This window comes from Granulicella cerasi, from assembly GCF_025685575.1.
Classification (GTDB): Bacteria; Acidobacteriota; Terriglobia; order Terriglobales; family Acidobacteriaceae; genus Granulicella; species Granulicella cerasi.
This window is the reverse complement of record NZ_JAGSYD010000001.1, coordinates 164,296-189,280: the sequence shown is the minus strand read 5'-3', so window position 1 is coordinate 189,280 and position 24,985 is coordinate 164,296. Positions and strand designations below refer to the sequence as shown.

Here is a 24,985-nt window from a genome sequence, read left to right as displayed (position 1 = left end):
CACGGCTCCTCCGCTTTATTGTGTGCGGCTCGTTTAGAGTTCGCGAAGGTACGTGACCATGTGCAGGCCCGGGCCGTTGTAGTTCTCGGCAGCGAGCACATCGCCGATCATGATCGACGGGCCATGAATGTCCGCAACGAAGCCCATCTGCTCGTGAAAGGTGCGCGACGCTGCGTTCTCCGGGTTCACGATGAGGCGGATGCGCTCTGCTCCGAGCCAGTCCACGCGCTGAAAGAACTGTTGGTAGAGCATCGAAGCGATGCCCTTGCGCTGTGCGGACGCATCGACAGCGACGAGATGAATATAAGCCTCGGCTGGATCGACCTGGCTGATGAAGCCGAGTAGAAAACCGACGATGACGCCGTCGTTGTTCTCGCAGATGAAGCTTGTGTTCGAGAAGAACTTGCAGAAGAGGTGATAGATCGACTCACGCTCTTTGAAGTCGGGCCAGGCCGCGCGTGAGATCTCCACGCAGCGGTAAAAGTCTTCGTCTTGGGCGTTTCGTATGCGCATAGTTTTCAGGGATGCAGCGTTCTTTGCATTATGTCAGGAGTCGCGGAGGAGCTTGCTTACTTTGATTGGATGAGGAAACAGCCTCTTCCGTTTACAGCACGCGACGATGGGAGAATAAAAAGAGTTGTGAGTAAACGCTTTCCTCTTCCGGTCGATGCCATCCTGCCTGAGCTGCTGCATGCGCTCGAGCAGCAACCGAACGTCGTGCTGGAAGCAGCGCCCGGCGCGGGTAAAACGACACGCGTGCCCGCAGCTTTGCTCCACGCGGTGAGTGGCGATGTGTTGGTGCTGGAGCCGCGACGCATTGCAGCGCGGTTCGCAGCGCGTCGTGTTGCCGAGGAGATGGGCGAGCAGGTCGGGGAGACCGTCGGGTATCAAGTGCGCTTTGAAGAGCGAGTGAGTGCGAAGACGCGGCTGCGCTTCGTCACCGAAGGCATCCTGAATCGCCGCCTGCTGAGCGATCCCGAACTGCGCGGCGTGGACGTCGTGGTTCTCGATGAGTTTCACGAGAGGCATCTGGAGACGGACCTTGCGCTGGCGCTGTTGAAGCGCTTGCAGCAGCGTCGTCCTTCGCTGCGGATCGTGGTGATGTCGGCAACGCTCGATGCTGCTCCGGTCGCTACGTTCCTCGATGACTGCGTTGTGCTGCGTTCTGAAGGCCGCGCGTATCCGCTGGAGATTGAGTTTGGTGGGTACACCTCGAAGCCGCTGGAGACGCAGCTTCGCGATGCGGTGGAACGGCTGGCGAAGGAAGATCGCGAGGGCAACATCCTTGTCTTCCTGCCGGGGCAGGCGGAGATTCGCCGCGCCATGCGCGAGTGTGAGGATGTGGCGCGGCGTTACGCGCTCACGTCGCTTGCGTTGCATGGCAGCTTGACGCCAGCAGAGCAGGACCGCGTGGTGGCGCCGTCGCGCGAACGCAAGGTGATCTTTGCGACGAATGTGGCAGAGAGTTCGGTGACGGTCGATGGCGTGAATGCCGTGATCGATAGCGGGCTTGCGCGTGTGGCGTCGTATTCGCCGTGGACGGGGTTGCCGCAGCTACGCATCGCGCGTGTGAGCAAGGCTTCTGCAATACAGCGTGCCGGTCGCGCTGGCCGCCAGCAGGCAGGACGTGCGCTGCGTTTGTACGTGCAGGAAGATTTCGCGTTGCGCGCCGAGCACGAGACGCCGGAGATTTTGCGCGCGGATTTATCGCAGTTGTTGCTCTCGCTGCGTGCGATGGGCGTGGAGCGTCCGAGCGAGTTGCAGTGGCTCGATGAGCCGCCAGCGGATGCCGTGAATGCTGCAGAAGCTCTGCTCGATGCGTTGGGCGCGCATGGCAAGTTGGCCGAGCGCATGGCTCGTCTGCCGCTCTCGCCGCGGCTTGCGCGCGTTGTGCTGGCGGCGGAAGATCGCGGCATCGCGGACCTTGGTTGTCGCGCGGCGGCGTTGTTAGGTGCGGGGATTCCGCTGCAGCAGAATGATCTGTTGCAAGCGATGGACGCGCATGCGGGCAAGCAGATGGATGCGCGTGTGCGTCAGCAGTACGAGCATCTGTGCCGCGCGATGAAGCGTGCTCCAGCCACGTATGTGCATCACGATGAAGCGCTATTGTTGAGCCTGCTTACGGGTTTTCCGGATCGTGTGGGGAAGCGTCGCATCGGCAAGCAGATCGGGCTTGCGAACGGTGTTGCGGCGGAGCTTGCGGGTGAGCATCCGCAGGGAGAGTTCTTCCTTGCACTCGATGCAGAAGACCGCGCGGAGCAGGCGTTGCCGTTGGTGCGAACGTATGCGCGCATCGAGCCGGAGATGTTGCTGGAAGTCTTTCCCGAGCGTGTCATCGAGCAGTCGGTGGTGGAGTGGAACCGCAATGGAGAACGCGCGGAGAAGGTGAGTACGCTGCTCTTTGACAAGCTTGTCATCGAAGAGACGCGCGGCCCTGCGAGCGCTGAGGACGCGGCGCGTTTGCTGGCGGAGAAGGCGTTGCAGGAAGGCATCGAGCGGTTCGTGGATGCGGAGGCGTTGGCGAATCTGCGAGAGCGCGTCGCGTTCGCGGGCTTTGAGGCGTTGGATGAAGCGGCTGCGTTGCGTGAGCTTGCGTACGGGTTGAAGTCGTTCGCGCAGCTGCGCGATGCGGCGAAGGCGAGCTTGTTGCATGTGCTCGAAGCGCAAGTGGATGCGCGCAAGTTGAGCGAGCTTGCGCCGACTTCGATTCGATTGAGCAGCGGGCGACAGACGAAGGTGCACTACGAGCACGATCGCGCGCCGTGGATCGGCTCGCGGCTGCAGGACTTCTTCGGGATGAAGGAGACGCCGCGCATTGGCCCCGCGCGCACGCCGGTGGTGGTGCATCTGCTCGCGCCGAACCAGCGCGCGGTGCAGACAACGACCGACCTGGCGGGCTTCTGGGAGCGGCTCTATCCGACGACGCGCAAGGAGTTGATGCGGCGCTATCCGCGACATGCGTGGCCGGAGAATCCGCACGCGCCGGTGGAGGCGAAGCGATGAACGAAGTTCGCATTGGCACGGCGGGATGGACGGTGCCCAAGCAGCATGCGGCGTTGTTCGCTGACGAGGGCTCACACCTGCAGAAGAGCGCGAGCCGCCTGCGTTGCGTGGAGATCAACTCGAGCTTTCATCGGCCGCACATGTTGAAGACGTGGGAGCGTTGGGCGCGTGAGACGCCGGAGGATTTTCGCTTTGCCGTGAAGGTGCCGAAAACGATCACGCACACGGCGAAGCTCATCGACACGGGAGCGTTGCTCGTGGCGTTTCTCGAGCAAGTGAGTGGGCTTGGTGCAAAGCTTGGACCGCTACTCGTGCAGTTGCCGCCGAAGCTCGCGTATGACGAGGGCGTGGCGCATGAGTTCCTCACGACGCTGCGTGAGTTGCACACGGGGGCGGTTGTGTTGGAGCCTCGGCATGTGAGCTGGTTTGCCCCGGAGATCGATCGCATGTTGCGCGGCTTCGAGGTTGCGCGTGTAGCCGCTGATCCGCCAAAGGGCTCACCGCTTGCAGGCAAGCCGGGTGGATGGAACGGGCTGCGCTACTGGCGCTTACATGGCGCGCCGAAGACGTATTACTCGGAGTACAGCAGCGCGTTCCTGAAGGGCTTCGCAAAGGAGCTGAAGGAGTCGACGCGCGCGAGTGAGACGTGGGTGATCTTCGACAACACAGCGCTGGGGCATGGTGCGGCGAATGCGGTGGAGTTGCAGCGGTGCTTGCTGGGCAAGCGTTCGTGAGTCACAACAGAGTGCCAGAGTTGCGAGGTCCAGAGTTCAGATGGGCCTTCCAGTGTGTCAGTGTTTGAGTTTGTGAGGATGTCAGAAAAGCGGGCCTCGGATTTCTCCGAGGCCCGATTTGTCTTGCTGATTCGCTTCTAGTGGCCGGCGCTTGCGGCTGCGTTCTTCGGCGGACGTGGGATGAAGAACAGCAGCGGCAACATGCAGGCGCAGAAGATCGTCAGGTAGCGGATGATGTCCACATACGCGAGCGTCGTGGCCTGGCGGATCAGTTGGTTGTAGATGAACGCCTGTGCCGTGTGGCCAGCACCCGGCGAGCCAGCCGACTTGCTGAACGCGCCCATCAGCGAGCTGTACTGCATCTTGAAGCCAGGGCTCAGCGTCGTCATGTTGCGGATCATCGAGCTCTGGTGGGCGTTGGCGCGGCGCACGAGCATCGTGGCCATGAACGCCGTACCGCAGGAGCCGCCGATGTTACGCGCCAGGTTCGTGAGACCGGAGACATCGTTGTTCTCCGTCTGCTTCACGCCCACGTACGCAATCGTGTTGATGGGAATGAAGAGGAACGCGAGGCCCGATGCCTGGAAGCAGCGCATCAGCACGAGTTCGCCGTAGCTGATGTTCAGGTTGAGCTTCGCCATGTAGACGAGCGAAAGCGTCAACATGCCGAAGCCATAGCCGATGAGTTTACGCGGGTCGACCTTGCCGGAGAGGATGCCGACGACGGGCATCATCGCCATCATCATGAAGCCTGCCGGAGAGAGGACCTTACCGGCGAGCTCTGCCGTGTAGCCGAGCAGCGTCTGCACAAACTGCGGGATGAGGATGGTCGTGCCGTAGAGCGAGAAGCCGAGCACGAACATCAGCATGAACGAGATGGCAAACTGCGGTCGCTTGAAGAGCGTGAGGTTCAGCAACGGACGATTGCCGTCCTTGAGCTGCTTGAGTTCCCACCAGATCAGCACCACAAAGGCCACGACCATCGCCACGGCGAAGAAGGTGATGAGGTGCGAGGCGAACCAGTCGTCCTCCTGGCCCTTGTCGAGGATGAACTCGAGCGAGCCGAAGGTGATGCCGACGAGCGCGAAGCCGAGGAGATCGAGACGCACGCCGCCCTTCTGCGCTTCGGCCACCTGCTCGGCCACGTGCGGTGGATCTTCCACGATGCGCGAGGTGAGGAAGAGCGAGAGCAGGCAGATGGGCACGTTGATGAAGAAGATCCAGCGCCAGTCGTAGTTGTCGGTGATCCAGCCGCCGAGCGTGGGGCCGATGGCCGGAGCTACGACCACGGCGAGGCCGTACATCGCGAAGGCCTGCCCGCGTTTCTCCGGCGGGAAGGTGTCGGCGAGGATCGCCTGTTCGGACGGCGCGAGGCCGCCGCCGCCGATGCCCTGAATGATGCGGAAGAAGACCAGCAGCGGCAGCGTCGGCGCGAAGCCGCACATGGCGGACGAGATGCCGAAGAGCGCGACGCAGATCATGTAGAACTTCTTGCGCCCGATGAAGGTGGTCATATACGCGCCGGCCGGAAGGATGACGGCGTTGGCGACGAGGTACGCGGTGAGCACCCAGGTGGCTTCATCCTGCGTAGCGCCGAGGCCGCCCGCGATGTGCGGCAGGGCGACGTTGGCGATAGAGCTGTCGAGCACTTCCATGAAGGTCGCAAGCGTAACGGTCATGGCGACGACCCAAGGGTTGATCTTGGGACGCCAGGGCACAGCAACGGGTTGAGCGATAGCAGCAGAAGCCATAATTAGGGTCTGTTCGTTCGATTCTGTGGAGTTGGGCCGCGATTCAGCCTTTTTGCGGCGGGATACGACGTGAGCGGTCGCCCGATGCCCGAGTCAAGTCCATGCTAGCCTTCCCTCGGGACGTAGCCATGAACGTAGACGTAGAAAAACTCGTTGTATTGCAAGCGATTGACCTGGAAGTGGTGCATTTTCGCGCTCAACCGGCGATTTTTGCGAAGTCGGTCTCCGAAGCGAAGCAAAGATTGTCCGTAGCGCAGTCTGCCGTAGACGCCAACGCGGCGGATGTCGCCAAGGAAGAGGCTTTGCGCCGACGGCAGGAGTCCGACGCCGGGGACCATCGGACGAAGGTCGCCAAGCTCAGCAAGCAGCTCGATGCAGCCACCAGCACCGCGCAGGTGAACGCGCTGGAGCATGAGCTAAGCTTTGCCCGCGAGGCGATCGCGAAGCTCGAGGACGAGGAGCTGGCGTCGATGGAGCGGACCGAGGCGCTGGAGGCGGCGCAGCCGAGGTTGCAGCAGGCGTTGGAGGCGGCGAAGTCGATTCTGGCGGAGCGCGAAGCGTTGGCGGCTGAAGGCGTTGCGCGCGGCGAACGCGAGTTGGCGGCTCTGGGCAAGGAGCGCACCGAGGTGCGGGCGGGCATCGGCGAGGATACGCTGTCGAGCTACGATCGGCTGTCGAAGTCGCGCGGCACAGGGCTGGCCGAAGCGGTGGACGGGCAGTGCTCGGCGTGTCGGATGAAGGTGCGTCCGCAGCGCTGGGCGGAGATCACCGGACGCGAGCACGAGAGCGAGCTTTTCACCTGCGAGAGCTGCGGCCGCATCCTGTTCTACGACCTGCGGCGCGACCGTCCCGCCGCCTGGCCTGAAGGCGACCGCCTGCGCCGCGCGGTTACACTGGGAACGATATGAGTATTCGCGGGGACCGCAAGATCATTTGTGTCGATATGGATGAGGTGATGGCAGACGCTCTGGCCGAGCATCTGCTGCGCTACAACCAGGAGTTCAACGAGAACGTCACGGTGAAGGACCTCGCGGGGCAGTGGATCTGGCAGTACGTCCCCGAGGAGCGCGCGGCGGCACTTGAACGCTACATGCAGAGCGACGACTTCTTCGCGGTGCTCGGGGTGATGCCCGACGCGCAGCGTGTGCTGGAGCGCCTGCAGAGCCAGTACGACGTCTTCATCGCCACCGCAGCGATGGAGGTGCCCAAGAGCTTCAACGCGAAGTTCGAGTGGCTGAAGCAGCACTTCCCGTTTATTCCCCCGTCGAACATCGTTTTCTGCGGCGACAAGGGCATTCTGCAAGGCGATTACCTGATCGACGATAACCCACGCCAGCTTCGCCGCTTCCAGGGTGAGGGCATCCTGTTCACCTCGCCGGCGAACCTCAATGTAGAGGGCTTCCGCCGCGTGAACAACTGGCTGGACGTCGAGAAGATGTTCCTGGATTAGAGAAAGCGTACAGATCAGCAAAGCAAAGGCCGGGGATCGCTCCCCGGCCTTGCTGTTTTAGGTTGCAGGCAAGCTTAGGCAGCAGATCCGCGAGCCACGCGCGGGTTAGCGAAGACCGGTACGCGCGTGCCGATCTGACTGCCTGCGCGAGCGGCTTCCGGCAGGGTGACGATCAGCGTGGCGCAGGGTTTCTCGTTCAGCGCGCGGTAGCTGTGGATGGCCGTCGAGTGGAAGTAAACGGCATCGCCTGCTTCGACCACCTCGGTCTGGTTGCCGTGACGCACTTCCATAGAGCCATCGAGGATGAAGAGAAACTCCGCTCCCGGATGCTGATGCTCGCGACCCACGCGATCGCCTTCGAGCGGAAGGAATTCAGCTACGTAGGGTGCGATGGGGTATTCGCCGGGAATCTGGCCGAGGCTCTCGAAGAAGTAGGCTGGCTCGTCGGCGCCGGTCTGCGGCTGGCGCTGACGGTCGGCGGCGCGCACGATGCGGAACATCTCCGGGCGTTCGGGTTCGAAGAAGAAGCTGAGGTCCTTTGAGAAGACCATGGCGATGCGCGCGAGGTTGCGCAGCGTCGGCACGACGCGGCCAGTCTCAAGCTGTGACAGGAAGCTGGCGGAGAGGCCGGTGTGGCGTCCGAGTTCGACCAACCCCATGCTCTTGCGCTGCCGCAGGAACTTGATGCGATCGCCGATGCGCTTGTTCTCGATGAAGGATTCAGCGGCTTCAGCGCGAACGGATCCGTCTGCGCTGAAAACCTCGGGATCTTCTGCGGGACCCGCCTGAGCGTCGGTAGGACGTGCCAGCAAATGTGGCTTGGCCGCATCGGTTGCGCTGTGGTGGGCCAATAACGTCACTTCGTGGATGCGTTTTCTATGGGGCATCAGACTCTCGGTCTCCAGCGGGGATTCTCTAGGGGCGAAGACAAAGCAGAGTTCCGCTTTGTGCAGGAGCAAAACCGTGTTCTCAACACAGAAGGACGTCGATTGTCGGCAAAAAGATGCTTCGCCGGTTTCAGAGAGGCGGACTCCGGCGACCGGAAGCCCAGGACGCCGGGAAAGAATGCTAGGCTCAGAGTCGATGCGGAACGGTTTATGGCAGCGGGGAAGCGCAGCGGCGCTGGGTGGGATTTTACTGGCATTGGCCGGTTGCGCCAGCCCGGGAGTGCCCAAGCCGCCTTCCCTGCACCTGCCGGCTTTTGCGCGCAAACTCTCCGCCGAGCGCGTGGGAGACCGCGTCACCGTACGTTTCACCGTGAGCACGCGCACGACCGATGGCGTGCTGCTGCGCGACCGCGATGCTCTGCGGGCGCAGCTTTGCCGCGAAGTGGAGCATGGCCCCTGTCTGGCGTTGATCGCGCTGACGCTACCGGTCGCCCCGGGCAGCGTGCACGAGATCACCGACGCGCTCCCCTTGCAGTTCTCCGCCGGCGCACCCAAGCTGCTGGGCTATCGCATTGAATTGCTGAACGCTCGCGGGCGCTCTGCGGGAGCGAGCGATCCGGTTTTCGTGGCCGGGGGCAATGCGCCGCCGGTGATGGCGACGCTGCGCGCGCAGGGTTCGCGACTGGGCGTGGTGTTGCAGTGGCAGCCTGTGCCGGACGCTGGCGACGTGACGGTCGAGCGCACCGCGGCGGGCGCGACCAAGCCTGTGTTGCTGAAGCCCGAAGGCGGTGGCGACCCCGGCCGCATGGTCGACACCTCCGCGAAGGAGGACGTGCCGTATCGCTACAGCGCGCACCGCGAGAAGAGCGTTTCGCTCGGCAACCGCTCGCTGAAGTTGCTGGGGGAAGACGCGGCCGTCAGTTACACGCTGCATGACGTCTACCCTCCGCCCGCGCCGCAGGGACTCACCACCGCTGGCTTCCGCGCGGAGAACGGCACCTGGGCGGTTGACCTCATCTGGGACCCTGTCGAGGACGCGGACCTTGCGGGCTACAACGTCTACCGGGTGGACTCCGCTGGCGCGCGCCTTCGCCTCAACGACAAGCCGATAGCGACGCCCGCTTTCCACGACGCTACGGCGAAGGAAGGCGTGGCCTATACCTGGCGCGTGACCGCAGTGGACCGCCACGGCAACGAAAGCGCGGCGGCAACGGCGAGCGTTACGCCGTAGGCGTGACGATGCGGTCGGGCGCGTGCGAGTCGACGGTAATGTGCGAGCCCTCGGCCAGCAACACATGCGCGGGCTGCTTGGGATCGATTCCCGCCATCACGGAGCCGTAAAGCTCACCGAAATCTGCCGAGATATCGAAGCGCTTGATCGGGTACACCTGCCAGCGCGGATGATGCACGGCGTACTCCCAGGTGGTGCCGTCCTTGCGCCGCGTGTAGCCCCAGTAGTGCTCGGTGATGAACTCCTCGATCGTGCCGGGCGGGATCTCACGCGCGCGCAGTTCGGCCTCTACGCCGACGCTCTGCCACATGCCGTGGTGCTTCCAGCCATACTCGACGAAGAGCGTGTGCTCATTGCCGCGGATGTGATGCTGCGTGGGCATGGTCGAGTAGGGTTCGCCATAGAAGGCGCGCGCGATCCACGTGATCGCCGAGCGCGGCACGAACTCGCGGATGAAGACCACGCCGCGCCGCGACTGACCGTCCGGCGCGTTCGGGCGACGCACGTAAAAGCGCAGGTTGATCTCTTCAAATGACGTATGGCCGGGGATCGGCAGGCCCTTCAGGCGCACGTGGTCGAAGAGAAAACCGACGAGCGAGACGTAGCACTTGCCCTCGAACAGGTCGAGCTCCACGCCCGCAGGCATGTACGGCGCAAGGCGCTCGGGCGCGACTTCATACTGCGCCATGATGAGCTTGCGCCAATCGGCTGTGAGGAACGTGGACATCGTTAGTTTCTAAGATGCAGAAGCGACCGACTCGTTTCAATGGAAATCGACGATTGTTGGCGAAGCTCTACAGATATCCCTGCAGCGCGCGCATCGTGCGGCGCACGACGGCGGCTTCTGTCGCCCCTTCGCGCAGGGTTTCGTCGATCATGGCCCGCGAGATGGTGAAGATGTCGGCGATTTCTTCAACGCGCTGTGCGCGCGGAGATTTGCGATGCAGGTGGAGGCGACGCAGCAGCGTCTCTTCCACGGCATCTTCGTCGGCAGGCTCTTCCGGGCGCAGGCGGTCTTCTTCCGCTTCGAGCAAACGGTGCAGCGCTGGGCGGCGATGATGCACGCGGTACTGATGCTTCACCAGAGCGCGGAAGGTCTCTTCGAGCGACGCTCCTTCCGTCTCTTCAACGGCCTGCAGATACGCCGCGTGAAGCTCTTGCTCGAAGAGCTGGATGAGCGCGAGGGTGAGCGAATCCTTGTTCGGAAAGTACTGGTAGAGCGAGCCGATGCTCACACCAGCGGCCTCTGCGACCGCGTTGGTGTTGAAACCCTCGAGCCCTTTGCGTTCGAGAACGCGAGCAGCGGCTTCGAGAATCACCGAAACCGTTTCCTTGGAGCGCTCCTGCGACGGCTGTTTACGCGGGTTTGCGACCTTCCGGGAGACCCGTTTGCGAGGCGCGGAAACGCGAGTTTTCTTTGTGAGCATTTGCTCACATTATAGAGAGCAAGGAGTGAAACACACGATGCCTACTGAATCTTTTGCACCTGACGCTGTACTTTCCGAGCACGAAGGACTTGCCGGAACCTTCCACATCTTCATGCTGGTGAAGACCACGCGCCATTGGCTTGACCTGCCGAACCACGAGCGCGAGGCGTTCTTTAAGACGACCGTCTTCCCGATCCTGCGGAAACGCCCGCAGGTGAAGCTCCGGTACTTCGAGACGGAAGCCTTCAGCGCGGTGGCCTCGGACCTGCTGCTGTGGGAGACCATCGACCTCAACGCGTGGGCGTGGATCGCCGACCACCTGCGCGAGACGCTCTTCTGGGACCACTACTTCGAGGTCGTCAACATCCTGCCGGCGATGGAAGCCAACTACCCCGCGATGATCCACGCGGCTTAAAGCAGAAGCGGGGACACAGTGTGTGTCCCCGCTCTTGCTGCAATGGCGATGCGTTAGTTACGTGAGCGCGAGTTATTGCTGCCGCCGAAGATCTGCAGCAGCGCCATGAAGATGTTCAACGCGTCGAGGTAGATGCTCAGCGCCATCTGCACCGGCGCGAGCCCCATGGCTCCGTCGCGGAGACGCATGAAGTCCACCAGCAGAAGCACGCTGAAGATCGCCAGCGAAGCCCACGCGTACAGGCCCGGCGAGACGATGTGCACGAACGAGCCGAGCAGGCCGACGAGGCACAATCCGATCAGGCACCAGAACGCCGTGCGGCCGACGCGCTGGTAGTCGAAGTTCGCGATCTGCGCGACGACGGCCATGATGGCCATGCCGAGCGCGGTCGTTCCCGCAGCTTGAAAGACGACAAGCTGTCCCCCGGGGATGTGCAGATACGCCTTGATGACGGGGCCGACTTCGACGCCCATCAGAAACGTGAATGCGTAGAAGAGCACCAGCGCCAGCCCGGGCGATTTACGGGCGGTCATGTTCACGGCAAGGATGAGTGCAAAGGTTGCGAGAAACAGCACGCCGAAGCCAATACCACCCAGCAGCATCGGCGCGACATATGCGCCGGCCGCGGTGGTGACGAAACCGGCAGCGGTGATCCAAAGTACCTGGCTGAGCAGGCTTGCGGTGGAGCGGGTCGAAACGACGCGAGCTCCGTTGGTCATATCAATGGTGCGCATGGCAGTTCTAGAAGACCTCTCCTACAAGATTAGACGCTTGCGGAGGCTCAAGGTCGCGGGGCGGCGGTGTCGTCGCTGCCGGGAAGCGAAAGCAGCAACTGCACCAGCTCGATTTGCCGGCTAATGCCGCACTTGCGAAAGATCTGCTTCAGGTGGAAACGCCCGGTGGTATACGAAAGCCGGGCCTGCTCGGCGGCCTCGCGCACGCTCTCCGTGCACAGCAGCAACTGGCACAGGCGAATCTCGACCGGTGTGAGGCCGAAAAGGTCGCGCAGAATGTCGGCTCGGGCCGGCGGCTTGTCGCTCGGATCCGCCAGCAGCACCAGCGCGGCGGTGGAAGCCATGGCGCCCGATTGCCGCGAGAGGAACGGGCGCACATGCGCGATGATGCCGACGCCTGCGTCCGGCGTATGAACGCGCAGCGAGCCTCCCGGCGGCAACAGCGACCCCTCTGGCGACGTTGCCTCGCAGGCTCCACGTACCAGCTGCTGCAACTCGCGGTCGTGCTCGGGCGCGTCCGCCAGCAATGTGTCGGCGAAGAGCCGCAGGCCCTTGCCCGCTTCCAGCAAGCGGCGCGCATGAGGCGAAACCGCAGTGACGCGGCCTTGCGCGGTGAGCGCCACCAGCGCCGTGCGGCTCGCGTCAAGTCCGTACTCCAACACCTGCTGCAGTTCGGCCATCTCGCAGAGTCGCGCATTGAGCAGCAGCGCCTGCTGCAGGTGCGGTGCCAGCACATCCAGCACCTGCAGATCGACGGCATCGAACGGCTTGGCATTCTCGGGCCGCCAGACCGCGACGCCGTGCGAAGCGAACGGGCCCACCGGGCCGGTCGCGGTAGAGATCTGGTGCATCAGGCCGACGGGCACCATGAAGTCGGCGTAGATTTCAAGCTTCTTCAACTCGCTGGTAGGCACCAGGAAATCAAGCGTGCCGGTGAAGCGGCCGTTGCGCGAGACATGATGCAGAGCGCGTTCGAGCGCGATGTCCTGTGCGAAGTAGTGGTCGGCGTAGCGCTGCATGTCGTTCGGCGTAAAGCCATGCAACAGGTAGCTGCGCTTGTCGGGCGCGGCGGGCGCATCGGCCAGCAGGTAGGCGTGCGTCGCCTGCATCCGCTGGCTCAACTCCAGCAGGAACGGCTGCCACCGCTCTGGCGTAGCGGCCGCTTCATAAAGCGTGGAAAGCAAAGACGGGATGGCGTCGATGGGGTTCATCGCGGGTGAGGACATGAATCGTGGCCTGAGGATCTTGTGGGGAGCTACGTCCACTTTACCCGACCTGCAGCTATATGCAACTGAAATTACAGCCTTTACTCCGCTGTGGAGAGTGGTGTCCTCAAGGTATGCGAAAGTAGAGCACAACCACTTCCGCTTTGCTGGAGACGATCGATGCCGCTACCGAACGATGAGAAGCTGCTGGCCCTGAGTCAGGATCTGCTGGCCCAGTTCCACAAGATCTTTGGAGAATTTCCGGGCTTTCGCCCTGCGCACGCCAAGGGCATCATGCTCACCGGCGAGTTTAAGCCGTCGGGCACTGCGGCGAGCATTTCGCGCGCGCAGCATCTCAACCAGCCGTCGACGCCGGTTGTCGTGCGCTTCTCGAACTCGACCGGCCTGCCGCTGATCCCGGACGCCGACCCCAACGCGAACCCGCGCGGCTTTGCGATTCGCTTCATGCTCGCGCAGCATGTACACACGGACATCGTCTCGCACTCCACGGACGGCTTCCCGACGCGCACCGGCGCGGAGTTCCTCGAGTTCCTGCGCGCTCTCGCTGCGAGCGATCCGGCGAATCTCAGCGGGTCGCCGCTGGAGGCATTCCTCGGCGCGCACCCTGCTGCGCTGGCCTTCGTGCAGACGCCCAAGCCCACGCCCGCGAGCTTCGCCACGGACACCTACTTCGGCGTGACGGCGATGAAGTTCCTCAACGCCGAGGGCAAGGAGCAGTTCGGCCGTTACCGCATCGTTCCGGCCGCGGGCAACCAGTTCGCGGACGAAGCGACGCTGAAGGAGAAGCCTGCAGACTTCCTCGTGGACGAGATCGTTGAGCGCGTAGGCGCCGCGCCGGTGGTCTTCAGCGTGCAGTTGCAACTCGCGGCGCCGGGTGATGTGGTGGACGACGCCACGATCCACTGGCCCGCCGACCGCCCTGTGGTGGAGCTCGGCACGCTGACGCTTACGGCGCCGGTCGCCGACACGGAAGCCCAACAGAAGCAGATCATCTTCGACCCCATCCCGCGCACGGACGGCATCGAGCCGAGCGATGACCCGCTGCTGGAGCTACGCGCCGCGATCTACCTGATGAGCGGACGCAAGCGTCGGCAGGCGTAACCGAATGTTGCCATTTGGCGAACGGAAGCGGACAATTGGCGTATGACGGCTTCGGCAATCGCGACGGTACTCGGCGGACGCAAGATCCTCAAGCGCAAGGTGGAGACCGATACGGATCTTCGCGTGATCACGCGTGAGGGTCTACCGGTAGGCACCTTGCCGTTTCTGGCGGCTGGGCTCTCCGTGGAGCGGAAGACGCTGGCGAAGGTGGTCGGCATCAGCGATCGAACGCTGAGCCGACGTATCGCGAACAATTCGCGGCTTTCTTCCGAGGAGAGCGACCGCATGATGCGCTTGGCTCGTGTCTTCGCGAAGGCGGAGGATACGCTGGGCAGTTCGGCGAAGGCATCACGTTGGCTGCAGAGCCCGAACCTCGCCTTAGGCGAGGAGGTTCCGCTGGATCTGCTGGACACCGATGCGGGAGCCAAGACCGTAGAAACCATACTGCTTCGCATCGACTACGGAGTTTATAGCTGATGCTGGTTTGGCGGATTTGCCGGCAGCGACATGCTGCATCGGCATTCTCTGGTGAAGGCGCACGTCTGCTCGGAGGTCGTTGGAACTCTGCGGGAACGTCGATGGTGTACACCTCGGACAGCCTTGCGCTAGCAGCGCTTGAACTGTTTGTACACATTGGCCCTACTGATGAAGCACCGGATGATTTGATTGCGATTCAGGCAGAGGTACCGGTCGATTTGAACACCGATCTTTTAGCCGCGAAGAAAACGCCGAAAGACTGGGGATTCCGTTCCGAACTAACACAGCGTTCGGGGGATGCCTGGTCGAAGTCTCAGCAATCGCTGGCGATACGCGTGCCTTCGGTACTGGTCGACGTGGAATGGAATATTCTGATCAACCCGCAACATGAGAAGATGCAGCAGCTCAAGATTGTGCAGAGCAGACCCTTTCGGTTTGATCCGAGGATGTTCGCGGCAAGCTCGAGGTATTAAAGGGACGCTCATCAAATCACAACTTGCCCGGGCAAGATACGCGTAAGGACGAGCGGCGATGTGTCGGACTCTCTACCTGCAACAAAACCCCATTCGCGTCGGATAGTTTGGTGTTTACCGTTTTCTGCAACCTGCTCGAAGAGAACTTCATCGCGATTGGGATGTTCTACTCCCTGAGCTTCAGTGACGAGGTTCACGACCTTATCCCCTTGCATGAAAACAATCAGGCGCTGAAGCTCTGGACGCTCGACGGAAGTACCTACAACTGCGTGAATTTCGTCTTCTGAGGCAGTCATATCGAAGACTATGAGATGGTCCCATTCGCCTGGGAAAATCTGGCCAAGGGTAAAGGTGCATGGCACTCGGTTACTGCAAGTCTCCTTTGAACGCCAGGAGATAGCAGCACTAAAGGAGTGTTGCAGGTGCCACCAGAAACCGCCAATAGTAAAGGCGGTCAGAGCCGCCATTACTGCAATCGTCTTGAGAAACGTTCTCATCATCCCCCGTAAAACTCACTCCGCTTGCGCGAGTAGAAGTAGTACACGCAGAGGCCGATCACCAGCCAGATGAAGAAGCGCTCCCAGGTGCGGACGGGGAGGCCTGCCATCAGCAGGACGCAGAAGATCACGCTCAGCACCGGGAAGACCGGGCCGCCGGGGACGCGGAAACCGCGGCGGCGTTCGGGCTGCTTCTTGCGCAGGACCAGCACACCGATGCTCACCAGCACGAACGCAAAGAGCGTGCCGATGTTCGACAGGTCGGCGAGCGTGCCGACGTCGAAGAGGCCAGCGGGGATCGCCACGAGCACGCCCGCGAACCAGGTCGCAAAGGCCGGGGTGCGGAACTTCGGATGCAGTGCAGAGAAGACGTCCGGCAGCAGGCGGTCGCGGCTCATCGCAAACCACACGCGGGCCTGGCCGAGTTGGAAGACGAGGATCGACGAGATCATGCCGATGATCGCGCCGAGCAGCACCACGAGGCGCGTCCAGTGCAGCACCGGGGAGCCGGTCTGCAGCGTCAGGCGCTTCAGGCCGTTCACCACCGGGGCCGCGTCGCCGATGACCGTCTGCCACGGCACGATGCCGGTGAGCACCAGCGCTACGCCGATGTAGAGGATCGTGCAGATGATGAGCGTCGCGATGATGCCGATCGGCACGTCGCGCTGCGGGTCTTTGCACTCCTCGCTGGCGGTGGAGACGGAGTCAAAGCCGATGTAGGTGAAGAAGATGATTGAGCCACCGGCGAGCACGCCGGTCCAGCCGTTCGGCGCAAAGGGGTGGTAGTTGGTCGGGTGGATGAAGTGCAGCCCGACGAAGATGAACGCGATGATCGCGACCAGCTTGACCAGCACCATGATGTTGTTGGTGCGGGCGGACTCGCGGATGCCGCGCACGAGGATCATCGTGAGCAGGATGACGATGAGGAACGCCGGGATATTGAAGCCCGCGTGCCAGCCGGGCGAGTAGATTGTGTTGCCCTGAAGGCCGGTGAGGCCCTGTGGCAGATAGGCCGGTGAAAGCCACTTCGGGTTCAGGTGCAGGCCGCACCAGTCGAGAAGATCGACGAAGTGCGCGGCGAAGCCGACCGAGACGCTCATGTTGGAGAAGGCGTACTCGAGGATGAGGTCCCAGCCGATGATCCACGCGATGAGCTCGCCGAGCGTGGCGTAGGTGTAGGTATAGGCCGAGCCGGCGATGGGGATCATGCTCGCGAGTTCCGCATAACAGAGGCCGGTGAAGCAGCAAACGATCGCGACGAGGACCATCGACAGCGCGAGCGCGGGGCCTGCGCCGGGGCGGCCAGCCACGTGGCCGTGGTGCAGGATCAGGTCGATGACCGGCGACTCTTTCCAGTTGGCGAGCGTGGCCGGATTGCCGCCGATGGCCGTGCCGACGACGGTGAAGATGCCCGAGCCGATGACTGCTCCCACGCCCAGCGCGGTGAGCGAGACGGGGCCGAGCGTCTTTTTGAGCGAATGTTCGGGGTTCTCGCTCTCGGCGATCAGCTTGTCGATGGACTTGGTGCGGAAGATTTGGCGGGGCAAGATGTGTCGTGGGCTCCGTCGCGTGGATTTACCGGTTTGTAGTGATTGTAGAGGCGAACGAGCTTTGAAGTGTCTCATTGCGTCTTGATGTTCATGATGCATCATGAGGTGAACTCACGGAGGCCGCGCATGGCAACACCAGTTCGAGAAAAATTCTCTACCCAGGTGAATTCCGCTGTGCTGAGCGAAGTGCGACAGCTTGCGCAGCGCGAAGGGCGTCAGCTTCAGGCGCTTGTGGATGAAGCTCTGACCGACCTCCTCGAAAAGCGCAAGCAAGGGCGCCCGAGGCCGCATGTCATGGCGGCTTACCAGCGCAGCCACGAGGAATTTGCGCCGCTCTACAGGAAGCTCGCTGAGTGACGGACTACCTCACGCTGGTAGAAGTGCTTGCGATGCATGAGGACCAGATTGCACGATACGGCGGCGCGAACGGCGTGCGTGATTACGGTCTGCTGGAAGCGGCACTCTTTCGACCACAGACGGGCTACTACGCTGACTTGATCGAAGAGGTGGCTGCGCTGTGGGAGAGTTTGTCGCAGAACCCTCCGTTTGTGGACGGCAACAAGCCGACAGCATTCGCCTCGATGTTTCCGTTCCTCACCATCAACGGTATCGAGCTAACGGCAAAAACCAATGAGGCCGAAGAGTTTGTCCTCAGACTCTATCAAGGCGATCAGTTCGTATTTGCCTCGCTGGCAGCTTGGTTGCGAGATCACACGGCTCTATAAGTCGGGACCAACGCGCACAATATGCTTCACGTGCCGAACTGTGACTTCACGCATATATCCGGGGCTGTCTGGCTGAGTCGGACAGACCTCAAAGTCAGCGAAGATCGTTTCGCCTGAGCCGTTCACGATGGACTGCAGACTCGGGGGAAGATTCGGTCCTTCGTCTTCTGAGATTCCGAGTAGGCGATGCGTACCTACAATCCAGATGCGAAATGGGTATGCACCGTTATAAGCGTGCAGACGCCCGCGAACCCAGAAGCATGCAAATGGAGCCGACTCTGCTGATGCAAAAGGTGACATGGTGCAGAGCAGCAATAGGGATGCAAGGATTCGCATGAGAAGAACCATAACGCAAAACGGCAGAGCCGAAGCTCTGCCGTTTGCGTTGATGCTTGCTAGAAACTAGCGCTTGGACTGGCCGCGGCTCAGCTTGCGGGTCTTCTGCTTCTTGCTGCCACGCGGGTAATCGCGCTCGCCCAGTGCAGGAGCGGCTGCGCGCGACTTGCGCTTGGCTGCCTTGCGCTCGGTCTTTTCGAGGTTCTTGGTGTTTGCCATTGTCTTGTCTCTTTCAGAAAGTTTTGCGAGGCGAGAGCTGGGAGTTGCTAGAGCTTCTCAAGCTGGGCAAACTTCTCGACCAACTTCTTCATGCCAACGCTAGTAAATTGTACCGTGATTTTCGCGTCGTCCCCATCGCCTTCGCGCGCGAAGATGACGCCTTCGCCGTATTTCGGGTGGCGAACACGCTGTCCTTTGGCGTTGCCGGTCTTCCCGGTGGGGTTGGCGATGGCCATCTTCGGCTTGCCGCCGAACTTGCTGGCGCCTCCACCAAAGCCGGGAGTTGTGCCGGTTTTGCCGAAGAACTTGGCGGTATTGTCGAGCGGGCCGGAGCCGAAGCGCGTTCCGCCGGAGCTGCTGCCGGCACCGCCAAAGCGTTGAGAGGCATAGCCCTTAGCCGGACGGGCGGAGGGGTCCTGAGATTCGTCGGCGTAGTCGTAGCCAGAGTCGTTGGAGTAATCGTCGTCTCCGCCACGGCGACGGTTGCCGTAGGCGGCGTTGTGGCCGTAGCTGAGCGCGCCGCCAGGTGAGCCGAGGTCTTCGACCAGCGACGGCGGGACTTCCTCGAGGAATCGAGAGGGTAACGAGCTTTCCGGCATGTCGTTGCCGTAGCGGCGGCGATAACGCGCGCGGCTCATGATGAGCGTGTCCTCGGCGCGGGTCATGCCGACGTAGCAGAGGCGGCGCTCTTCTTCCATCTGCGTGGGGTCTGTGATGGAGCGCGAGTGCGGGAAGAGGCCTTCCTCCATGCCGCAGAGGAAGACGAGCGGGAACTCGAGGCCTTTGGCGGCATGCAGCGTCATCAGCGTCACGCGCGCGTCGGCGGAGTACTGGTCGGCGTCGGAGACGAGGGCGGCGTGGTCGAGGAACTCGAAGAGTGTTTCGCCGCGCGAGGTCGCGTCCTGCGCCGCGTTGGCGAGTTCCTTCAAGTTCTCAATGCGCGAGAAGCTCTCGGGCGTCGCCTCGTCTTCGAGCGCACGGATGTAGCCGGAGCGCTCGTTGAGGAACTTGATCAGTTCGGGCAGCGTGGCCGGATCGCCGGGCTTGCGGAAGGCGCGCTCGTCGAGGACATTGGCGTCTTCGTGTGCGCCGCCCTGCGCTTCGACGATCTGCGTCTGCTTTTCGCGCACGATGTCGCTGGCGGACTTCAGCGTAACGGGCGCAAAGGGATTCGCGAACGCTGCCTTGGTGTCCGTCGAAGCTTCCGAGGCGAAGAGGTTCAGTGCGGGCGCAGAGTTCTCCGGCGCGATGGTGGAGATCTCTTCGCTGGGGCCGAAGTCGAAGCCAAAGTTGAAGCTGGTGTCGAAGTCAGAGTTCGCGTCGTTGGCTGCAACGGTCGGCGGCGCGGGCTCTTCTTCGGCGAAACCGAAGTCAAAGGCGGTGTCGTCACCGTTTGCTTCGAGTGATGAGTTTTGAGTTTCGGGTTCCGAGTTGAAGTAATCGTCAGCGGCAAGGTTTTCGTGGCGCTCGTCATCGGCTGGCGGCAGCGTCACAGGTTGCGCGGAGGCTTCGAGCGCTTGCAGGAACTCCGGGCCCATCATGGCGCGGGCGTCGTCGATCAAGCGGCGGAAGTTGCCGAGCGCGGTGAGTGCGCGCGCGGGCAGCAGCTTGTCCTTGATGGCGGCGGCGATAGCGTCCCACGTGCTGGTGCCCGTGCTCAACGCCATGTTCTCGAGCGTCTCCATCGTGGTCTTGCCGATGCCACGCGGCGGCGAGTTGACGACGCGACCGAGCGCGACGGAGTCATGCGGATTCTGCACCAGCTTCAGGTAGCTGAGCATGTCCTTGATTTCCGAGCGGTCATAGAAGCTGAAGCCGCCGACCATGTGGTACTTCACCTGGTAGCGACGCAGCGCTTCTTCCACGAGCCGCGACTGCGAGTTCGTGCGATAGAGCACGGCGCAGCGCGGGTTGTGCGCGGGGTTGTCCGTGCCGGCAGCGGCCTCGCGCAGATACTTTGCGACGCGGTCGGCGATGAAGAGCGCTTCGTTCTCGCCGTCGGGCGCTTCGTAGTAGCCGATGAGCGAGCCGCCTTCACGCGTGGTGAAGAGGTTCTTGCCCTTGCGCTGCGTGTTCTTCGCAACAACCGCGCTCGCGCCTTCGAGGATCACGGCTGTCGAGCGGTAGTTCTGTTCGAGGCGAATGGTGCGCGCCTCGGGGAAGTCTTTTTCAAACTCGAGGATGTTGCGAATGTCCGCGCCACGCCAGGAGTAGATCGACTGGTCTTCATCGCCGACGACGCAGACGTTCGAGTGCGTGCCGAGCAGCTTCATCAGCTCGTACTGCGGACGGTTGGTGTCCTGATACTCGTCGATGAGCAGGTACTTGTACTTGCGGTTGTAGCGCTCGCGCACGCTGGCGTCGCTCTTGAGCAGACGCACGGTTTCGAGCAGCAGATCGTCGAAGTCGAGCGCGTTGGCTTTGAAGAGCTCGTCTTTGTAGATCTTGAAGAGGTGCGCGATTTTTTCTTCAGCAGGGTTTCCTGAGTTCAGGAAGTACTCCTGCGGGTCGATCATGTGGTTCTTGGCCCACGAAATGCGGCCGAGCACTACGCGCGGCTTCAGCGACTTGTCATCGATGCCGATGCGCTTGAGTGCGGACTTGATGACGGCCTGCTGATCGTTCTCGTCGTAGATCGCAAAGCTCTTGGTGAGGCCTTTGCCGCCGACGCGCAGCGCTTCGATGTCGCGACGCAGTGCGCGCACGCAGAAGCTATGGAAGGTCGCAATCGTCGGCTTCGCGAGCGAGTCATGCCCCATGATCTTCTCGACGCGCTCCTGCATCTCTTTCGCGGCCTTGTTGGTGAAGGTCACGGCGAGGATGTTGTCCGGGCTGATGCCGCGCTCTTGAATGAGGTACGCGATGCGGTGCGTGATCACACGCGTCTTGCCCGAGCCTGCGCCCGCGAGCAGCAGCACCGGGCCATCGACAGAGACGATGCCATCGCGTTGCTGCGGGTTCATGTTGGAGAGAAGATCGGCCACGTATTCATCTTACTGTCGCAAGCTGAGGATGTTCTGCGACCGATGCGGCGCATAGAAAACGCGCGGCTGAGCGTGTGCGGATGCAAAAGTTTGTGTCGAAACGATGAAGAAAAAACTTTCAAAAAAGTTCATCTTCTACGGAACCACTCAGCGTTATCTCGCGTAGTGCAGAGTGCGTTGAGAAGGTCACGACAAGGTGAACCTCCTCACACATACCTAACCGAGTTTGAGGAGAATCATCATGAACCGTCGTCTCGTTTCCGCTACCTTCGCGATGGCTGCCGCCGTCGTTGCCTTCGCCCCCATCGCCGCCAGCGCACAGCCCGTTTCGATGCACGCTCCGGTGAGCGCTTTCTTCCACAAGACCAAGGCTGTGAGCCTCACGCTCAAGAACGCCAGCAATGCAGACATCACGGTGCAGACCGGCAGCGCTTCAGTGACGGTAGCCGCAGGCGGCAGCACGAAGGTGCTGGTCGCACAGGGCGACAAGATCACGCGCGCCGATGGCAGCATCGTGCTTGGCGGCGTCACCAGCGAATTCGAAGGCGCGACCATCACGCTGAAGTAAGCCGCAGTAAGCCACATCGACAATCAGCTTTGGGAGGGTTCGTGCCACGACGACCCTCCCTATTTTTCTGCGGTGCTGCTGCGTATGCCAACGCCGTTGAGCCAAAGGCTTGATATACAAGTGGCATGGCGCCTTCACATCCTCCGCGGGTTCTGCTGGTCACGCGTGAACCCGTGCTGCATCAGCGAAGCGGCAGCACCACCCTGGTGCTGGGGCTGTTGGAGCTGCTGCGCGCAGAGGGTTGCGAGGTAGAGGTCTTCTGCACGCTGGCCTGTAGCCGCTCGCCGAAGATGGTGTTTCGCAGGCAGGCGGAGTTTCCTGCGGGCGTTCGTTTTCGTGTGCCGGGCTATCTGCGCATGGGTTCGTTGTACGTCCGGACGATGTGGGCGAAGGCTTGGTCGCGCGATGTGTGTCGCGCAGCCAAGCGGTTGTCGATCTTCAAGCCGCTCGCGTGGGCGGTGAAGAAGTTATATGGCGAAGCGCTCTACACCAACGCGTGGGACCTGACCGTCGCAACGGATGCAGAGGTGGCTGCGGCTGGGCGCGAGGCACAACGCTTCGGCGCTACATGCGTCATCGCGAACTATGCGTTCTGGGCGCCACTGTTCGCGCAGCTTCCGTCGCAGTTGCCGACGATGGTGATCGCGCACGATCTGCTTTCGGCGCGCGTGCAACGCATGTTGTCTGCGGGCGCGGAGCTCGATTGCCCTGCGATTGACGAAGCCACAGAGATTGACTGGTTGAACGCCCCGAAGGTGGTGCTTGCCGCGCAGGCAGCCGAGGCGGAACTCCTGCGCACGAAGCTGCAGTCAACAGTGATGGTGCAGCCGATCGTGTTGAAGCCGATGTTCACCGCGCGCGATGTGCGGCCGCATCACTGCTTCTTCGTCGGCGGCAACATCCTGCCCAATGTCACGGGACTGCAGTTCTTTCTCGCAGAGGTGTGGCCGCGCGTGCGAGCGAGTGTGCCCGATGCAACGATCGAGATCGCAGGCAGCGTCTGCGGCGCGGAGTTGGCGGAGTTCCATCAGCCAGGCGTCATGTTGCTGGGCCGTGTGGATACGCTGAACGAACTCTACGATCGCGCGGCGCTTTGCGTGGTGCCGCTGCTCGTAGGCAGCGGCATCAAGATCAAGCTGCTCGAGGCGTTGAGCTACGGCAAGGCCATCGTGTCGACCAGCGTCGGTGTGCAAGGGCTGGAGGCGTGGACCACAGACGCGATCAGCGTTGCGGATGACGCAGAGTCGTTTGCGGCTGCCGTCGTGGAAGCGATGGAGTCGACCACGAAGCGCCAGCAGTTGGAGCGCGGCGCACAGCGTCTGGTGCGTGAGCGCTTCAGTCCGCGGAGCGAGCCGGTGCAGACCTTCGTGCGTATGTTGCTCGGGCAATAGGGCTTGTATGCTGGCTGCATGAGCGTGAAAAATATTGCGGTGTATTGTGCGTCGGCTGCCGGCGCGCGTCCTGTGTATCGCGAAGCCGCTGAGGAGCTGGGTGCGGCGTTGGCTGCGCGTCAGCTGGGTGTGGTGTACGGCGGTGCCACCGTAGGACTGATGGGAGCGGTTGCCGATGCGGTGCTGCGAGGTGGCGGACGAGCGATCGGTGTCATCCCTCAGGTGCTGGTGGACCTCGAAGTGGCACACAACGGCGTCAGCGAACTGCACGTTGTGGACACGATGCACACACGCAAGGCGCTGATGATGGAGCGGGCCGACGCGTTTCTCGTGCTGCCCGGCGGCTTCGGCACCATGGAAGAACTCTTCGAGGTGATCACCTGGCAGCAGTTGAAACTGCATGAGAAGCCGGTGGTGCTGCTCAATCTTGGAGGCTTCTACGACAAGCTGCTCGAGTTCCTGGATGTTTGCGTGCGCGAGGGCGTGTTGAAGCCAAAGAACCGCGAGCGTTTGCTGGTCGCGACAACGGTTGACGAAGCGCTGACGCTCTGCGGCGTCGATTAGCGACGTACTTCGCCGCCATAGAATGGTGGAAGTGCCGTTTTTCCATCACATTCCGCATCTGCGCTACATCTGGATGGTTGCCGCATCGACCATTGCGGGCGTCATGAACGCGATGGCCGGCGGTGGATCGTTCATTTCGTTTCCGGCGATGCTCGGCGTCGGCGTTCTGCCGGTGCAGGCGAATGCGACGAACACCGTCGCACTGTGGCCGGGGCAGTTGACCTCGCTGGCAACGCTGCGCAATGACGTTCGCAGAGACCTGCTGCCCACGGTGCTGGGCACCTGCCTTGTCGGCGCGGTCCTCGGCGCGGAGACGCTGCTGCACACGGCGCAGAATACGTTCCTGCGACTGATTCCGTGGCTCATCCTGATCGGCACAGTCGTCTTCGGCGTGAGCGGACCGCTCTCGCGCTGGATGCGCAAGCGCGCGTCGAAACACCATGCCGACAAGCCGATTCCCTGGCTGCCGTTGTCGTTGGCGCTGCTTCCGATCTGCTTTTACATCGGCTATTTTGGCGCGGGCGGCGGCTTTCTGGTGATGACCGTGCTCGCGCTCTTTGGCATGGAAGACATGCATGAACTGAATGCGATGAAGGTTGTCGCTGCGACGACTTCAAACTTCGTCGCGATCGTCACCTTCGTCCTCACCGGCGCTGTGCTGTGGCACTACTGCCTGATCTCGATGGTGTTTGCGGGGTTTGGTGGCTGGGGCGGAGCGAAGTTCGCCAAACGTGTGAACGGCGAGGTGCTGCGCGGCATCGTAGTGGCGACCGGCAGCCTGATTGCCGCATACTTCTTCTGGAGACAATACGCTGCATGAGCCACGAGATTAAGTTTGTCAGCGCCGCTGAGGCCGCGCGCGAAGCCGCGATCGTCAAGCTGACCGGAGCTGCAATTCAGCCCGCGAAGGTGCGCGTCGACAAGACCGGCGGCACGGGCATGGAGATTGAGTGGCGCGACGGCCACAAGAGCTCATGGAGCTTTGCGTGGTTACGCCTGGCCTGTCCCTGCGCGACCTGCAATGAAGAGCGTGAAGCCGAAGGCCGCGAGCCGGGCGAGGCCAAGCCGAAGCCCAAGGCCGTATTGCCGATGTTTGAAGCGCCTGCGCGTCCGCGCGAGGTGACGCCGGTGGGCAAGTATGCGCTACGCTTTACCTGGAACGATGGCCACGAAGCAGGCTTGTACTCGTGGGATTATCTGCGCAACGTCTGCGACGAACAGCGCAAGCCGCAGTAGCCCGTT

27 protein-coding genes are annotated in these 24,985 nt (G+C 62.1%); 16 read left to right on the top strand and 11 right to left on the bottom strand.

Features of this window, described 5'->3' with window-relative positions:
• Positions 1-33: 33 nt before the first annotated feature.
• Positions 34-471: a GNAT family N-acetyltransferase gene (locus tag OHL11_RS00750; RefSeq protein ID WP_263369559.1), complete on the bottom strand. Its 438-nt coding sequence runs from the start codon at positions 469-471 to the stop codon at positions 34-36.
• Between the two features lie 168 nt (positions 472-639).
• Between OHL11_RS00750 and hrpB the strand changes: the two genes are divergently transcribed.
• Positions 640-3,003, top strand: coding sequence for an ATP-dependent helicase HrpB (gene hrpB / locus OHL11_RS00745; RefSeq protein WP_317890606.1), 2,364 nt, complete (start codon positions 640-642; stop codon positions 3,001-3,003).
• Entirely contained in the window at positions 3,000-3,737 is a 738-nt protein-coding gene (locus OHL11_RS00740; RefSeq protein WP_263369557.1) for a DUF72 domain-containing protein, read from the top strand. Before hrpB ends, OHL11_RS00740 begins: the two co-directional genes overlap by 4 nt.
• 137 nt (positions 3,738-3,874) lie before the next feature.
• On the opposite strand, the gene OHL11_RS00735 is transcribed toward OHL11_RS00740, so the two are convergent.
• Positions 3,875-5,488: a DHA2 family efflux MFS transporter permease subunit gene (locus tag OHL11_RS00735; RefSeq protein WP_263369556.1), complete on the bottom strand. Its 1,614-nt coding sequence runs from the start codon at positions 5,486-5,488 to the stop codon at positions 3,875-3,877.
• 128 nt (positions 5,489-5,616) lie between these two features.
• On the opposite strand from OHL11_RS00735, the gene OHL11_RS00730 reads away from it, so the two are divergent.
• The gene (locus OHL11_RS00730) at positions 5,617-6,396 is read left to right on the top strand and encodes a zinc ribbon domain-containing protein (RefSeq protein ID WP_263369555.1); all 780 of its coding nucleotides are present in this window, start codon (positions 5,617-5,619) and stop codon (positions 6,394-6,396) included.
• The gene (locus tag OHL11_RS00725; protein WP_263369554.1) at positions 6,393-6,938 is read left to right on the top strand and encodes a 5' nucleotidase, NT5C type; all 546 of its coding nucleotides are present in this window, start codon (positions 6,393-6,395) and stop codon (positions 6,936-6,938) included. The genes OHL11_RS00730 and OHL11_RS00725 overlap by 4 nt, the downstream gene beginning before the upstream one ends.
• Before the next feature lie 74 nt (positions 6,939-7,012).
• Here the strand turns inward: OHL11_RS00725 and OHL11_RS00720 are convergent, their stop codons facing one another.
• A complete protein-coding gene (locus tag OHL11_RS00720; protein WP_263369553.1) occupies positions 7,013-7,825 on the bottom strand; it encodes a helix-turn-helix domain-containing protein in 813 nt (270 codons plus the stop codon).
• Positions 7,826-8,105: 280 nt separating this feature from the next.
• On the opposite strand from OHL11_RS00720, the gene OHL11_RS00715 reads away from it, so the two are divergent.
• Complete coding sequence (locus OHL11_RS00715; RefSeq protein ID WP_263369552.1) at positions 8,106-9,056, top strand: fibronectin type III domain-containing protein; 951 nt, start codon at positions 8,106-8,108, stop codon at positions 9,054-9,056.
• Here the strand turns inward: OHL11_RS00715 and OHL11_RS00710 are convergent.
• Complete coding sequence (locus OHL11_RS00710) at positions 9,046-9,783, bottom strand: YqjF family protein (RefSeq protein ID WP_263369551.1); 738 nt, start codon at positions 9,781-9,783, stop codon at positions 9,046-9,048. The two genes, OHL11_RS00715 and OHL11_RS00710, sit on opposite strands and share 11 nt — an antisense overlap.
• A 67-nt stretch (positions 9,784-9,850) precedes the next feature.
• The gene (locus OHL11_RS00705; RefSeq protein ID WP_263369550.1) at positions 9,851-10,375 is read right to left on the bottom strand and encodes a TetR/AcrR family transcriptional regulator; all 525 of its coding nucleotides are present in this window, start codon (positions 10,373-10,375) and stop codon (positions 9,851-9,853) included.
• 145 nt (positions 10,376-10,520) lie between these two features.
• On the opposite strand from OHL11_RS00705, the gene OHL11_RS00700 reads away from it, so the two are divergent.
• Complete coding sequence (locus OHL11_RS00700; RefSeq protein ID WP_263369549.1) at positions 10,521-10,898, top strand: darcynin family protein; 378 nt, start codon at positions 10,521-10,523, stop codon at positions 10,896-10,898.
• 53 nt (positions 10,899-10,951) lie between these two features.
• Here OHL11_RS00700 and OHL11_RS00695 read toward each other — a convergent pair whose 3' ends face one another.
• Together OHL11_RS00695 and OHL11_RS00690 are read right to left on the bottom strand one after the other, a co-directional pair.
• On the bottom strand, positions 10,952-11,632 hold the full coding sequence (locus OHL11_RS00695; RefSeq protein WP_263369548.1) for a Bax inhibitor-1/YccA family protein: 681 nt from the start codon (positions 11,630-11,632) through the stop codon (positions 10,952-10,954).
• Between the two features lie 47 nt (positions 11,633-11,679).
• Positions 11,680-12,858 (bottom strand): helix-turn-helix transcriptional regulator, encoded by a 1,179-nt coding sequence (locus tag OHL11_RS00690; protein ID WP_263369547.1) that lies wholly within the window; start codon positions 12,856-12,858, stop codon positions 11,680-11,682.
• A 159-nt stretch (positions 12,859-13,017) separates the two neighbouring features.
• On the opposite strand from OHL11_RS00690, the gene OHL11_RS00685 reads away from it, so the two are divergent.
• From OHL11_RS00685 to OHL11_RS00675, 3 genes are read left to right on the top strand one after another with little or no spacing between them, the layout of a single operon-like run.
• Positions 13,018-13,959: a catalase family peroxidase gene (locus OHL11_RS00685; RefSeq protein ID WP_263369546.1), complete on the top strand. Its 942-nt coding sequence runs from the start codon at positions 13,018-13,020 to the stop codon at positions 13,957-13,959.
• A 42-nt stretch (positions 13,960-14,001) separates the two neighbouring features.
• The gene (gene parS / locus OHL11_RS00680) at positions 14,002-14,436 is read left to right on the top strand and encodes a type II RES/Xre toxin-antitoxin system antitoxin (RefSeq protein ID WP_263369545.1); all 435 of its coding nucleotides are present in this window, start codon (positions 14,002-14,004) and stop codon (positions 14,434-14,436) included.
• Positions 14,436-14,909, top strand: coding sequence for an RES family NAD+ phosphorylase (locus tag OHL11_RS00675; protein WP_263369544.1), 474 nt, complete (start codon positions 14,436-14,438; stop codon positions 14,907-14,909). Before parS ends, OHL11_RS00675 begins: the two co-directional genes overlap by 1 nt.
• Before the next feature lie 11 nt (positions 14,910-14,920).
• On the opposite strand, the gene OHL11_RS00670 is transcribed toward OHL11_RS00675, so the two are convergent.
• Both OHL11_RS00670 and OHL11_RS00665 read right to left on the bottom strand, forming a co-directional pair.
• Positions 14,921-15,409, bottom strand: coding sequence for a hypothetical protein (locus OHL11_RS00670; protein ID WP_263369543.1), 489 nt, complete (start codon positions 15,407-15,409; stop codon positions 14,921-14,923).
• Complete coding sequence (locus OHL11_RS00665) at positions 15,406-16,953, bottom strand: amino acid permease (RefSeq protein WP_263369542.1); 1,548 nt, start codon at positions 16,951-16,953, stop codon at positions 15,406-15,408. Before OHL11_RS00665 ends, OHL11_RS00670 begins: the two co-directional genes overlap by 4 nt.
• Positions 16,954-17,082: 129 nt before the next feature.
• Here OHL11_RS00665 and OHL11_RS00660 point away from each other — a divergent pair, with 129 nt between their 5' ends.
• Both OHL11_RS00660 and OHL11_RS00655 read left to right on the top strand, forming a co-directional pair.
• Entirely contained in the window at positions 17,083-17,313 is a 231-nt protein-coding gene (locus tag OHL11_RS00660; RefSeq protein WP_263369541.1) for a ribbon-helix-helix domain-containing protein, read from the top strand.
• The gene (locus tag OHL11_RS00655; RefSeq protein ID WP_263369540.1) at positions 17,310-17,681 is read left to right on the top strand and encodes a type II toxin-antitoxin system death-on-curing family toxin; all 372 of its coding nucleotides are present in this window, start codon (positions 17,310-17,312) and stop codon (positions 17,679-17,681) included. Before OHL11_RS00660 ends, OHL11_RS00655 begins: the two co-directional genes overlap by 4 nt.
• A gap of 402 nt (positions 17,682-18,083) precedes the next feature.
• On the opposite strand, the gene OHL11_RS00650 is transcribed toward OHL11_RS00655, so the two are convergent.
• On the bottom strand, positions 18,084-18,236 hold the full coding sequence (locus OHL11_RS00650; protein WP_263369539.1) for a hypothetical protein: 153 nt from the start codon (positions 18,234-18,236) through the stop codon (positions 18,084-18,086).
• Between the two features lie 47 nt (positions 18,237-18,283).
• Complete coding sequence (locus tag OHL11_RS00645; protein WP_396269069.1) at positions 18,284-21,220, bottom strand: ATP-dependent helicase; 2,937 nt, start codon at positions 21,218-21,220, stop codon at positions 18,284-18,286.
• 241 nt (positions 21,221-21,461) lie between these two features.
• On the opposite strand from OHL11_RS00645, the gene OHL11_RS00640 reads away from it, so the two are divergent.
• From OHL11_RS00640 to OHL11_RS00620, 5 genes are all read left to right on the top strand, one after another.
• Complete coding sequence (locus OHL11_RS00640) at positions 21,462-21,788, top strand: hypothetical protein (protein ID WP_263369538.1); 327 nt, start codon at positions 21,462-21,464, stop codon at positions 21,786-21,788.
• Between the two features lie 125 nt (positions 21,789-21,913).
• A complete protein-coding gene (locus OHL11_RS00635) occupies positions 21,914-23,179 on the top strand; it encodes a glycosyltransferase family 4 protein (RefSeq protein ID WP_263369537.1) in 1,266 nt (421 codons plus the stop codon).
• An 18-nt stretch (positions 23,180-23,197) separates the two neighbouring features.
• Entirely contained in the window at positions 23,198-23,743 is a 546-nt protein-coding gene (locus tag OHL11_RS00630; protein ID WP_263369536.1) for an LOG family protein, read from the top strand.
• A gap of 22 nt (positions 23,744-23,765) precedes the next feature.
• Positions 23,766-24,563: a sulfite exporter TauE/SafE family protein gene (locus OHL11_RS00625; protein WP_390234880.1), complete on the top strand. Its 798-nt coding sequence runs from the start codon at positions 23,766-23,768 to the stop codon at positions 24,561-24,563.
• On the top strand, positions 24,560-24,979 hold the full coding sequence (locus tag OHL11_RS00620; RefSeq protein ID WP_263369534.1) for a DUF971 domain-containing protein: 420 nt from the start codon (positions 24,560-24,562) through the stop codon (positions 24,977-24,979). The genes OHL11_RS00625 and OHL11_RS00620 overlap by 4 nt, the downstream gene beginning before the upstream one ends.
• Positions 24,980-24,985: the final 6 nt, after the last annotated feature.